This window comes from Burkholderia seminalis DSM 23518 (assembly GCF_902832885.1).
GTDB classification, from domain to species: domain Bacteria; phylum Pseudomonadota; class Gammaproteobacteria; order Burkholderiales; family Burkholderiaceae; genus Burkholderia; species Burkholderia seminalis.
Genome location: NZ_CADFDK010000032.1, coordinates 1 through 13008, shown reverse-complemented (window position 1 = coordinate 13008; position 13008 = coordinate 1). Strand labels below are relative to the sequence as shown.

Here is a 13008-nt window from a genome sequence, read left to right as displayed (position 1 = left end):
AGCTCGATCACGTCGCTGTCGACCTCGGCCTCGACGGGTCTGAGCACGACGAACAGCACGGTGACGTCGCTGAGCACCTCGGCGTCCACGGGCCTGTCGTCGGCAACGAGCTCGATCACCTCGCTGTCGACCTCGGCGTCGACGGGCCTGAGCACGACGAACAGCACGGTGTCGTCGCTGAGCACCTCGGCGTCCACGGGCCTGTCGTCGGCCAATAGCTCGATCACGTCGCTGTCGACCTCGGCCTCGACGGGTCTGAGCACGACGAACAGCACGGTGACGTCGCTGAGCACCTCGGCGTCCACGGGCCTGTCGTCGGCGAACAGCTCGATCACGTCGCTGTCGACCTCGGCGTCGACCGGCTTGAGCACGACGAACAGCACGGTCACTTCGCTGAGCACGTCGGCGTCCACCGGTCTGTCGTCGGCCACCAGCTCGATCACGTCGCTGTCGACCTCGGCCTCGACGGGTCTGAGCACGACGAACAGCACGGTGACGTCGCTGAGCACCTCGGCGTCCACGGGCCTGTCGTCGGCGAACAGCTCGATCACGTCGCTGTCGACCTCGGCGTCGACCGGCTTGAGCACGACGAACAGCACGGTGACCTCGCTGAGCACGTCGGCGTCCACCGGTCTGTCGTCGGCCACCAGCTCGATCACGTCGCTGTCGACCTCGGCGTCGACGGGTCTGAGCACGACCAACAGCGCGGTGACGTCGCTGAGCACGTCGGCCTCCACCGGCCTGTCGTCGGCCAACAGCTCGATCACCTCGCTGTCGACCTCGGCGTCGACGGGCCTGAGCACGACGAACAGCACCGTGACCTCGCTGAGCACCTCGGCATCCACGGGCCTGTCGTCGGCCACCAGCTCGATCACGTCGCTGTCGACCTCGGCTTCGACGGGGCTGAGCACGACGAACAGCACCGTGACCTCGCTGAGCACGTCGGCTTCCACGGGTCTGTCGTCGGCCAATAGCTCGATCACGTCGTTGTCGACGTCGGCCTCGACGGGTCTGAGCACGACGAACAGCACGGTGACGTCACTGAGCACCTCGGCCTCCACGGGCCTGTCGTCGGCCAATAGCTCGATCACGTCGTTGTCGACGTCGGCCTCGACGGGTCTGAGCACGACGAACAGCACGGTCACGTCGTTGAGCACCTCGGCGTCTACGGGCCTGTCGTCGGCCACCAGCTCGATCACGTCGCTGTCGACCTCGGCCTCGACGGGTCTGAGCACGACGAACAGCACGGTCACTTCGCTGAGCACGTCGGCCTCCACCGGCCTGTCGTCGGCAACGAGCTCGATCACGTCGCTGTCGACGTCGGCCTCGACGGGCCTGAGCACGACGAACAGCACGGTCACGTCGTTGAGCACCTCGGCGTCTACGGGCCTGTCGTCGGCCACCAGCTCGATCACGTCGCTGTCGACCTCGGCCTCGACGGGTCTGAGCACGACGAACAGCACGGTCACTTCGCTGAGCACGTCGGCCTCCACCGGCCTGTCGTCGGCAACGAGCTCGATCACCTCGCTGTCGACCTCGGCGTCGACGGGCCTGAGCACGACGAACAGCACGGTCACGTCGTTGAGCACCTCGGCGTCTACGGGCCTGTCGTCGGCCAATAGCTCGATCACGTCGTTGTCGACGTCGGCCTCGACGGGTCTGAGCACGACGAACAGCACGGTCACTTCGCTGAGCACCTCGGCCTCCACGGGCCTGTCGTCGGCCAATAGCTCGATCACGTCGCTGTCGACCTCGGCGTCGACGGGTCTGAGCACGACGAACAGCACGGTCACGTCGTTGAGCACCTCGGCGTCTACGGGCCTGTCGTCGGCAACGAGCTCGATCACGTCGCTGTCTACGTCGGCCTCGACGGGCCTGAGCACGACGAACAGCACGGTCACGTCGTTGAGCACCTCGGCGTCCACGGGCCTGTCGTCGGCGAACAGCTCGATCACGTCGCTGTCAACCTCGGCCTCGACCGGCCTGAGCACGACCAACAGCAACATCACGTCACTGTCGACTGCGACCACCAGCGGGCTGAACTCGTTGTCCACGGGGGTGAGCACGGCGAACAGCAACATCACGTCGCTGTCGACTGCGACCACCAGCAGCCTGAACTCGCTGTCCACCGGGGTGAGTACGGCGAACAGCAACATCACGTCGCTGTCGACCGCCACCACCAGCAGCCTGACCTCGTTGTCCACGGGCCTGTCGTCGACCAGTAGCAACATCACGTCGCTGTCGACCGGCCTGAGCGCGACGAGCAGCCAGCTCTCGTCGATCTCTACCGCGGTCGATGGTGGCGGCACCAAGTACTTCCACGCCAACACCACTGGCGCGGACAGCTCGGCGAGTGGCACCAACTCGATCGCGGTCGGCCCGAACTCGACGGCTAGCGGCGCAAGCAGCGTGGCATTCGGCGATACGGCCAACGCAGGCAGCGACGGAGCCATCGCGATCGGCCAGAACGCGACGGCCACCGGCGGCCAGGCGGTGTCGATCGGCGTGGGCAACACCGCCACCGGCAACGGCGCGGTGGCCATCGGCGACCCGAACGTGGTGACCGGAACCGGGGCAGTCGGCGCGGGCGCCAACAACACGGCCACCGGCCAGGGCGCCGTCGCGGCGGGCAACCTGAACGTCGCCAACGGCCAAGGTGCAGTGGCGCTGGGTAACGCCAGCAGCGCCAACGGCATCGGCTCGGTGGCGCTGGGCAATACGTCGAGCGCGGTCAGTGCCGGGTCGGTTGCCTTCGGCTCGGGGGCAGTGGCCAACAACGCCAACGACGTGGCGCTGGGCTCCGGCTCGGTGACGAGCGCGGCGAACCCGACGTCGGGTATGAGCATCGGCGGGACGGCCTACACGTTTGCCGGCGCGACGCCGACGAGCGTGGTGAGCTTAGGTGCACCGGGCGCGGAACGTCAGATCATCAACGTGGCAGCGGGCCGGGTGTCGGCAAGCTCGACCGACGCGGTCAACGGCTCGCAGCTGTATGCGGTGAGCCAGGCCGTGTCGTCGCTGTCGACCGCGGCGGTCGCGGAACTGTCAACGGCGACCAGCGCGTTGACGTCCCTGTCGACGGCCACCTCGAACAGCCTGAACTCGCTGTCGACCACGGTCAGTAACACGAGCAGCAACGTGGCGTCGCTGTCGACCGGCCTGAGCAACACGACGGCAACGATCACGTCGCTGTCGACGGGGCTCAGCAGTGCGGTGAGCAACCTTGTGTCGCTGTCGACGAGCTCGGGCGGGACGCTGTCGACGACGAGCACGGGCGGAACCGCGGCGGGTGCCGGTGCGCAGGCCAATGGCACGGGCAGCACGGCGATCGGGGGCCAGTCGACGGCATCGGGTAGCAATTCGACGTCGCTGGGTCAGGGCTCGAGTGCGACCGGTGCCGGAGCGACCTCGGTCGGCCAAGGCGCGGTTGCGTCCAGCTCCGGTGCAACAGCGCTGGGCCAGGGCTCGAGCGCGACGGGCTCGAACGCGACGGCGCTGGGTCAGGGCGCCAACGCCTCGGGCAGCGGCTCCTCGGCAATCGGACAGGGGGCCGTGGCCTCCGGGACGAGCGCCACGGCGCTGGGCAACAACGCGACAGCAGCGGGCGCCAACTCGGTAGCCATCGGTGCGGGCTCGGTTGCCTCCGAGCCGAACACGGTGTCGTTTGGCTCCGAGGGCAACGAGCGGCGCCTGACCAACGTGGCGCCGGGCGTGAACGGTACTGACGCGGCCAACATGAACCAGATCTGGCGGGTTCAGTCGAGCGTCAACCAGATCGCCAGCCGGGCCTATTCGGGGATTGCCGCGGCCACCGCGCTGACGATGATCCCGGAAGTCGACCCTGGCAAGACCATCGCCGTGGGCATCGGAGGCGGCAGTTACCAGGGCTATGCCGCATCGGCCCTGGGCGCGTCGGTCAGATTCACCGACAACCTGAAGGCGAAGATCGGCGTGGGCATCAGCGCTCAGGGTACGACCTACGGTGCTGGCGTGTCGTACCAGTGGTAAGGCGGGCGTAGGAGCGATCGAGGGTGGGGGCCGATGGTGTGCCTCCACTCTCGATGTGCCGCAATCAAGTAGAGGCTACAAGTCCACGAAGACATGTCGAAATCCACCCGATATCTGACGGGCATGGTTGGGGGGCTTTGCGCGTCCACGCTGATCAACAGCGCGTCGATGATGTATTTCGGCGCGCCTATTTTGAGGGACTCCCTGGCGCCGTGGTTTGCGACGGCACTGGATCTGGCGGTGGCGTTTGCGGTGGCCGGGCTGATCGTTGAAGCCGAGCGCTCGCGCTTGCCTGCCCCACCGATATTTCGGCCGCGAGCAACATTTCTCGGCCTGTATTTGGCTTGCTGTATCGGCACGGCTTGCGGAACGATCGTGACGATCGGTCTGCTCGCGAGAAACTGACGGAGAAACCATGGACGCATCGCGTAGCGAGAATTCGCATGAGGCCCGGCGGGTGGATGACGCCCTGTGGCTGCTACGGCACGGCGATCTGGTGGGCTCAAGCGAGCTGATCGAGCCGCAGATTGCCGCGCAAAGCGTGGACGCCCAGACATGGGCGCTGTGGGCCGAGCTTTGCAGGATGCGCGGCAGGATTGATGTTGCAAAACAGGCGACGAACCGGGCACTGGAGCTCGATCCATGCAACGGTTGGGCGTTTGTCGAGCGATCGCGCGTGTTGCTTGCGCAAGGCGATGTGGCTGGCGCGCTGGACTGCTTCGAGCAGGCCTTCGATGCGGGTCATGCACAAGGTGAGTGGATGCGGGAGTGGGTTGTGCTGCTGTGGAAGCAGCGCGACTACGAGCGGGCAAGCGAGGTGGCGCTGGCGTATTGCGAAAACCAGCCCAAGCATGCCCAGGCGTGGTTCATCCTGGGTTACTCACTCGAGCAGAGCGGGCATCTGCCCTCGGCGGTTCAGGCCTACCAGCGCTGCCGCAAGCTCGACGGCCAGTTTCCTTCGGTCAATACGAGCCTGGCTCGCGTGTTTCTCGAGATGGGAGATTTCCCCAGCGCCTCATTTCACATCGAAGAAGCGATCGTCGATGAACCGGAAAGCGCGATCGCGTGGTTCACGCTGGCCCGGGTGTATCAGTCGCGTGGGCACACGGAGTCGGCCGAGATTGCCATCGAACGCTCGCTGGCGCTGGCGCCGGATTGTGCCGACTCGCTACTCCTGCATGCGCAGATATTGCGAGAGGCGGGCCGGTGGAGCGAGGCCGATGCGCTGATCGAGCGGGCAGCCGAGCTCGCGCCAGCCGACGGGGCGATCCGTTTTGCCCAGGCGCAGGGGCAGTTGTCCAGAGGCGACTTCGCGCGCGGCTGGCTCAACTACGAATGGCGCGGTCGCACGCAGCTGAGTGGTCCGCGCGGCGAGCGGCTGCCGCTCGCGCGCTGGAACGGCGAGGATCTACGTGGCAAGACGGTATTGGTGTGGTGCGACCAGGGCCTGGCCGAAAGCATTGCGTTCTCGCGGTTCGTGCCGTCCCTTGCGCGCGACCTGCGCTGCCGTGAAGCTCAGGTGGCCTTGTCGTGCCCAACCGCACTGCACGGTTGGATGCTGGCCATGCTCGGCGCGCACGTGAGCGTGCTCAGTGCGGGTACGGAGACGCTCGAGCACTTTGATTTCCACCTGCCGCTGGGAAGTGTCCCGCTCTATCTCGACATTGGCATCGAGGACATCGGCTCGGCGCTCGAAGTACTGTATGCAGATGGCCGGGCACCCTATATGGCGCTCAAGGCAACGGCCGGCCCCCTCCCGCTGCGCGTGGGGCTGAACTGGCTGAGCGCGGATGGGGCGCACTGTGACCATCACGCATCGATCGATCCCCACACGTGTGGCGCGGCGCTAGCCGGACTGACGGACATCGCGTTTCATGCGCTACCGCGCGGAGCAGGGGCGGATATCCACGCATTGCATCAGAGCGGGTTACCGATCCTCGACCATACCAAGACGTTCGACAGCGTGCAGCGCTGCGCGCATTACCTGCGCGGACTGGATCTGGTCGTGACGGTCAGCGGGCCGATCGCGCACCTGGCCGCATCCATGGGTGTACCGACGTGGTTGATGCTGAATACAAACCCGAGCTGGATATGGATGACGCAGCGCGACGACAGTCCGTGGTATCCGGCCATGCGCCTGTACCGCCAGGCGCGTGCGGGGGACTGGTCGTCGGTGTTGCAGCGAGTTCGCGCGGATCTGCAAGGCATGAGGCCCGGCACGCAGGTTTGAGCTTGAGCGTGCCAGAGGCACCCCACGGTCTGGCCAGTCAAACTATTCACGAGCAGGTTGATCCTATGAATCAGATCATCAAGTATGCAACTCAGCGCTACGCGCAAGAAGCCCCTTATCCGGTGCTCGAGATTTTTTCGTATCTCAGACAATCGCTCTACGAAAACGTCGATGAATCGATGGCTGCCCAGTTGCTGAGCGCGTATCGGCGTGGGTTCGATGAAATCTACAGCCGTTCGGTGCCGCGTATCGGCCTACTCGACCTAGAGCATGCACCGACAGGAAATGTCGAGCCCGACGATGCGCTCGGCCAGCGAGCCGAGCAGCTGGGCCGTCAACACGGCCACTGGGCACGCCTTTATCGTCAGGCGCTGGTGTGAACGCCTCCAGATGATTCTGGCGAATCAGTCGAAGAGTTGCCTCACGAAAGCCAGCCCACTACATGATGACGTTGTTCGAACATGGAAAAATATCTCGAATTGATCAACCAGCAACAACAGTTGCACGAAAAGATCAGTGAGACTCGCCGAAACGATATCGAAGAGATTCTGGCGGGCATCGTGCGAACCATGCTGACCTACGAGATCTCGCTCGAGGAGATCAAGCGGGCACTGGCCGAACAGTGCCGCTCGAGCACGCGACCCAAGCGCGTCGCGAAGTATATGGATCCGGTCACGGGCTGCACCTGGTCGGGGCGGGGGCGCAGGCCAAACTGGATGAAAGGAGCGGCAGATATCGAACAGTTTCGATTGCCTGAGTGATGCGCGCATTCAAACAAGAATGATTCGAACTCAAATAATTTTACGGGTGGAGTAACACTGACGTGAGGACAGTATCTCGGTGTGATGGCCGCGCGGTCGTTGGCCTCTCGCTGTTTGCGCGCGATGGCCAGGCAATCTGGGAAAACGGCATTCACCAGAACATCGCGTTCCTCGCGATGATGCTCAAGCGCTCGGATCGGGTCGGCCCCGTCTATTTCCTGAACGGCGGCGACGCGAACGCGCTGCCGGCCGGCCTCGAACTCGACGGCCTCGACATCCCGCTCGTGAAGCCCTCCGACGTCACGCACGAACTCGACGTCGTGATCGAAATGGGCGCGCAGCTGCCGGTCGAATGGCTCAGGCACATGAAGGCGCTCGGCAAGAAGATCGCCGCGTTCTTCTGCGGGCACGTCTATGCGGGCCTGTGCGAAACGCCGATCTTCGGGAAACCGTCGGGGCGCGTGTTCAACGGCGCGCCGTTCGACGAAGTGTGGCTGCTGCCGCAATACGACAAGACCGCGGCGCCGATGCTGCAGACGATCCTGCGCGCGCCCGTCCACCTGATGCCGCACATCTGGTCGCCGTACTTCCTCGATCGCCGTATCGCTGCGCTGGCGGGTGAAGGCCTGACGTTCGGCTATCGGCCTGGCCCGAGGCCGTGGAGACTCGCGACGCTCGAACCGAACATCTCGGTCGTGAAGTCCTGCCACTATCCGATGCTGGCGTGCGACGAACTCTACCGGGCCAGGCCGGACGCGGTGCAGCACATGTTCGTCGTCAACTCGATGCACATGAAGGCGCATCCGACCTTCGTGCACTTCGCGAACAGTCTCGAGCTCGTGCGCCAGCACAAGGCGACGTTCGAACCGCGACTCGACCTGCCGGGCTTCATGGCGCGCCACGCGGATGCGGTCGTGTCGCACCACTGGGAAAACGGGCAGAACTATCTGTATTACGACGTGCTGTACGGCGGCTATCCGCTGATCCACAACTCGACGCTGATCGGCGACGCCGGCTATTACTACCCGGACTTCGACGCCGCCGCGGGCGGCCGCGCATTGCTCGAGGCGTGGCTGCATCACGACGAACGCCTCGACGATTACCGCGCGAAAGCCGGCCGGCTGCTGCAATCGGTCTCGATCGACAACCCCGCGAACCTCGACGCGTTCGTCTCGCGTCTGGTCGCCTGAACCGGAGCAACGCATGTCGGACTCCAATGCCCGTCAAGCGCCCGGCGAGGGCAAGCGTCTTGTCGTCGGCGTGTCGCTGTTCGTGCGCGGCGCCGGCCAGTCGCTGTGGGAAAACGGCATCTTCCAGAACTGCCTGCTGCTGATCCTGCTGCTGCGCCAGTCGCCGCTCGTCGCGCAAGCCGTGATGGTGAACGGCGGCGAACAGGTCGCCGATCCGCAAATGATGCTCGGCGAGTGGGACGTGCCGCTACTGTCGATGGACGAAGCGCTGGAACGCTGCGACGTGCTGATCGAAATGAGCGCGCAGTTCGGTGCGGACTACCTGCGCGCGCTGCGCGAGCGCGGCGGCAAGATCGTCACGATGCGGGTCGGCAACGACTACGTGATCGACATCGAGCGCGCGATGTTCGACAAGCCGTCGGGCTTCCTGTTCTCGGGCGCGCCGTACGACGCGGTCTGGACGATTCCCGAGTTCGAGCGCTCGTGCCTGCATTATTACCAGACCGGCCTGCGCGCGCCTGTCACGATCGTCCCGCACATCTGGCATCCGATGCTGTTCGACAAGGCACGCGCGACGCTCGGCGCCGGTTTGTCGTTCGGCTATCGGCCAAGCAAGCCGCGCTGGCGGGTGACGATGTTCGAGCCGAACATCTGCATGGTGAAGACGAGCGTCATTCCGATGTTGGTGACCGAGGAGGCGTATCGCGCGAAGCCCGATTTCCTCGAGTTCGTGCGCGTGTGCAACACGATCCACCTGAAGGAACATACGACGTTCGTCCACTTCGCGAAGAGCCTGGACATCGTGAACCACGGCATCACGACGTTCGAAAGCCGCTACGCGGTGTACGAGTTCATGGCCGCGTACGGCGATGCCGTGGTGTCGCACACGTGGGAAAACGCGCAGAACTACCTGTACTACGAGCTGCTGTACGGCGACTATCCGCTGATCCACAACTCGCCGTTCCTCGGCAAGGCCGGGTATTTCTATCCGGACTTCGACTGCCAGGCCGGCGGCCGTGCGCTGCTGCAGGCGTTCGTCGAGCACGACGCGAATCTCGACGCGTACCGCGAGCAATCGAAGCACGTGCTCGACTCGGTCAGCATCTACAACCCCGAGAACGTCGAGGCCTACACGCGAGCGCTTATTTCCTTATTCGATAACCGCTCAGGCGCATAGGAGGCGTGCGCACCGATCGTGCCCCCGGACCTCGTCCCCCCNCCCCCCTCGGCAGGTTCGGGATTTATGTGCGGCAGAGCACCGCCGCATCTTTTTATTCTTGCCCGGATGGCTGTCGATCCGGAAAACGTGTGACTGTCGGTCGAAGCAGATTGAAAGGGAGCCGAGAAATGAGGACGTTCATCAGGAAAAACGCCGTCGTTAAGGCGAGGCGGTGCGTTGATTTCTCCCGGGAGCCCTATATCCGATGCATAGAAGGGCAGTGGAGACTGCTGACGCCAGAAGGTTGGCGCACCGTTCAGGAGGGGGACTGGATCGTGATGGATGAGACTGGAGCGATGTGGCCGATGGCAGACGACGTGTTCATGCTCCTCTACGAGTCGCATGATGAAAAGGTCTAGTAGCGCACCGAAAGCGCACCGAATCGAACATTTAAGCACCCTTGGCAATACGCTACGGTGAGTCATCGATGAAACCGAATATCGCAATAACGATCAATGTACAGCGCGATGCGACGCAGTCGATCTGGTACAACGGCGCGAACCAGCACTGCGTGTACCTGTACATGCTGCTGAAGCAGTCGCCGCTGATCGGCGAGGTCTGGCTCGCGCACGACGATGGCGTCACCACGTATCCGCAGGCGCTGATGCTGGACGCGTTCGGCGACGCGCTGCGGCCGCTGTCGGCCATCATCCACCAGACCGACCTGCTGATCGAGATGAATGCGTTCGTCGATCCGTCGCACACGGACGCCGTGCGCCGGCGCGGCGGCAAGTGTGTGTCGTACCGCTTCGGCAACGACTACGTGATCGCGGTCGAGACGATCAACTTCGAGAAGAACGACTGGAAGCCGAACCCGCACCGCGTGCGGTTCGACGAGATCTGGACCAATCCCCAGCACATGCACACGTGCGCGGCGTATTTCCTGGCCGTGTACCGGGCGCCGGTGATCGAGCTGCCGCACATCTGGTCGCCGTATTTTATCGAGCGCAGCCTCGACGCCGATCCCGAACTGAAAGCGCGCTTCGGCTACCGCAATCACGGCCCGGCCAAGCGCATCGCGTTTTTCGAGCCGAACCTGAACGTCGTGAAGAGCGCGATCGTGCCGATGCTCGCCGCGAACGTGTGCTACGTCGACCATCCGGAGCTTGTCGAGCACGTGTACATGACCAACACGTTCGACAAGAAGGAAAACGTCGCCTTCAAGCATCTCGCGCTCGGGCTCGAGATGGTGCGCGACGGCAAGGCGACCGCCGACGTGCGCGCGCCGTTCGTCGCGTGGGCCGCGCATCACACCGACATCGTCGTGTCGCACCACTGGGAAAACGGCCTGAACTACTTGCTGTACGACGCGCTGTACGGCAACTACCCGCTCGTGCACAACTCGCCGTTCCTGCGCGACGTCGGCTACTACTATCCGGATTTCGAAATCTTCGATGCGGCGAATGCGATCGCGACCGCCGCGCGCACGCACGATGCGCGGCTCGACGACTACGCGGCCGCCGCCCGCGGCTGCCTGCAGCAGGTCGACGCGCTCGCTGAGCACAACGTGCGCGCCTACACCACGCAGATCCAGCACCTGTTCGCCGGCCGCCGGCTTGGCTGATGTCCCTCGCACGCGTCCCGCTCATGAACCAGACCGTCCGCCATTTCGTCGTGATCGATTCGATCCACGGCCCGTTCCTGATCAATCGTCACTGCGCGCTGCAGGCCGAGGCATTGATCAAGACCGGCCGGCCGCATATCCAGGGCGAACTCGACACGATCCTGCACGTGGTCGACCAGTTGCCCGACGGCGCAATCGCGGTGGACGGCGGTGCGAACGCGGGGCTCGTGTGCGTGCCGATCGCGCACCGGCTGCGCGCGCGCGGCGGGCAAGTCTATGCGTTCGAGCCGCAGCGCACGCTGTTCCACGCACTCGGCGGCACCGTCGCGCTCAACGAGCTCGACAATCTCCATCTGCTGAACATGGGGCTGGCCGCCGCCAACGGCACGATGAAGGTGCCCGACGTCGACTACGGGCAGGATGCCGATTTCGGTTCGGTGTCGCTCGTCGACGGGCAATCGTCGGGCGGCACGCCGACGCCGGTCGTGCGGCTCGATTCGCTCGGCCTGCCGCGCCTGGATTTCCTGAAGCTCGACATCGAAGGGATGGAGATCGACGCGCTGCGCGGCGCGCGGCGGCTGATCGAGACGCATCTGCCGTGGTGCTGGATCGAATACTGGAAAGTCGGCGAGGCGCCGATCATCGACACGTTCGCCGGTCTCGACTATACGTTCTACCGGATCGACGGACTGAACATGCTGTGCGTGCCGAACGCGCGCTGGGACCGGCAGCGCCTGCTGATCTCGGGCGACCCGCTCGCCGTCGGATCGGCGACCGGAAACGGCGCGGATCAGGCGGCGGCCGCACCCGCCAATGCCGACGCCGACGCGCCCGAAACGAACTGGAACCGCGCACTCGACCACGAGTCGCGCGGCGAGTGGGGGCATGCGATCGATCGCTGGCAACGCGCACGCGGCCGCGGGCTCGACGACGATGCGATCGCGTTGCAGCTTGCGTCGTGCTACGGCTTTGCCGGCGCGCCCGAGGCCGGGCTCGCGGCACTCGACCATTTCGGGGACCCGGCCGCACTACCCGACGCGGCGCGCGGGCGCGTCGAACTGGTCCGTTCGGCGCTGCTGCTGCGCGCGGGCCGGCGCGACGAGGCGGCACGCGCCACCATCGACAGCGAGAACGTGCTGACGACCGCGCGGTTCGGTCTGCCGACGGAGCGGCTCTACCAGGGCCAGCCGCTGCACGGCAAGCGGCTGCTCGTGGTCTGCTATGGCGGGGTGGGCGACCAGCTGCAGTACGCCCGCTACCTGCATATGCTCGACGCGCTCGGCTGCGCCGGCGTGACCGTCATCGTGCCCGACGCGCTGATGGGGCTGCTGCGCCATACGTTCCCGCGCATCGAATTCGTCGGCGTCCACGGCCCGTGGGTCGACACGACGGACCTTGCATACGATTATTGGTGTTCGTTCCTGATGCTCGCCGCGCACTTCGGTTACGCGCCGGCGCCGGAAGGCGTACCGGCTGCCTACCTGACGTGCCCGCCCGCGCACGCGGACGCATGGCGCGAGCGCGTGGCGCGCGACGGCCATGCGCCCGGCACGCGCCGTATCGGGCTGAACTGGCGCGGGCGCGACGAAAGCGACGCGCGCTTCCATCGCGCGGCCAGCCTGCGCGATTTTGCGCCGCTGGCACGAATGCACGGCTACGCCGCGTACTGCCTGAACCGCGACCTGTCCGGGCTATCCGAGCGATCGGACCTGCCAATCATGTTTCCGCATCACGGGATTGGGAATTTTAGTGATCTGGCCGCGCTGATGCTGGCGATGGACGCCGTGGTGACCACCTGCACCGCGCACATCCATCTCGCTGGCGCGCTCGGCGTGCCGGCCGTGCTGCTGCTCAGCCCGAAAGCGGACGCACGCTGGGAAACCGGTTCGCGCAGCGCGCTCTACCCGGGCATCCGGATCGTGCGCGCCGCGCACGTGGGCCGGTGGGACGATGCGATCGACCGTGCGATGACCCTGGTGCTCGGCGGTTGGGGGAATGAGTGAGCGTCGACGCAAGCTGCATCGAGAACTGCGTGA

General features: G+C 65.2%; 9 protein-coding genes and 1 pseudogene. All 10 read left to right on the top strand.

From position 1 onward, the window contains the following. Nucleotides 1–102 precede the first annotated feature (102 nt). A pseudogene (locus tag HWX00_RS36370) lies at nucleotides 103–4008 on the top strand (YadA-like family protein); the annotation flags it as partial. A gap of 93 nt (nucleotides 4009–4101) precedes the next feature. Next, nucleotides 4102–4413 (top strand): hypothetical protein, encoded by a 312-nt coding sequence (locus HWX00_RS36365; RefSeq protein ID WP_175029403.1) that lies wholly within the window; start codon nucleotides 4102–4104, stop codon nucleotides 4411–4413. A 10-nt stretch (nucleotides 4414–4423) separates the two neighbouring features. Next, the gene (locus tag HWX00_RS36360) at nucleotides 4424–6238 is read left to right on the top strand and encodes a tetratricopeptide repeat protein (RefSeq protein ID WP_175029402.1); all 1815 of its coding nucleotides are present in this window, start codon (nucleotides 4424–4426) and stop codon (nucleotides 6236–6238) included. Between the two features lie 65 nt (nucleotides 6239–6303). Beyond that, entirely contained in the window at nucleotides 6304–6618 is a 315-nt protein-coding gene (locus HWX00_RS36355; RefSeq protein WP_175029401.1) for a hypothetical protein, read from the top strand. A gap of 81 nt (nucleotides 6619–6699) precedes the next feature. Continuing rightward, on the top strand, nucleotides 6700–6999 hold the full coding sequence (locus HWX00_RS36350; protein WP_175029400.1) for an H-NS histone family protein: 300 nt from the start codon (nucleotides 6700–6702) through the stop codon (nucleotides 6997–6999). Nucleotides 7000–7061: 62 nt separating this feature from the next. Next, nucleotides 7062–8189 carry a DUF2827 domain-containing protein gene (locus HWX00_RS36345; RefSeq protein ID WP_175868198.1) on the top strand — a complete coding sequence of 376 codons (1128 nt, stop codon included), beginning with the start codon at nucleotides 7062–7064 and terminating at the stop codon, nucleotides 8187–8189. A gap of 13 nt (nucleotides 8190–8202) precedes the next feature. Beyond that, complete coding sequence (locus HWX00_RS36340) at nucleotides 8203–9366, top strand: DUF2827 domain-containing protein (RefSeq protein WP_175868197.1); 1164 nt, start codon at nucleotides 8203–8205, stop codon at nucleotides 9364–9366. A 170-nt stretch (nucleotides 9367–9536) separates the two neighbouring features. Then, entirely contained in the window at nucleotides 9537–9767 is a 231-nt protein-coding gene (locus HWX00_RS36335; RefSeq protein WP_175029442.1) for a hypothetical protein, read from the top strand. A gap of 68 nt (nucleotides 9768–9835) precedes the next feature. Beyond that, nucleotides 9836–10972 carry a DUF2827 family protein gene (locus tag HWX00_RS36330; protein WP_175868196.1) on the top strand — a complete coding sequence of 379 codons (1137 nt, stop codon included), beginning with the start codon at nucleotides 9836–9838 and terminating at the stop codon, nucleotides 10970–10972. 23 nt (nucleotides 10973–10995) lie between these two features. Further along, nucleotides 10996–12975: an FkbM family methyltransferase gene (locus tag HWX00_RS36325; protein WP_175868195.1), complete on the top strand. Its 1980-nt coding sequence runs from the start codon at nucleotides 10996–10998 to the stop codon at nucleotides 12973–12975. Nucleotides 12976–13008 lie beyond the last annotated feature (33 nt).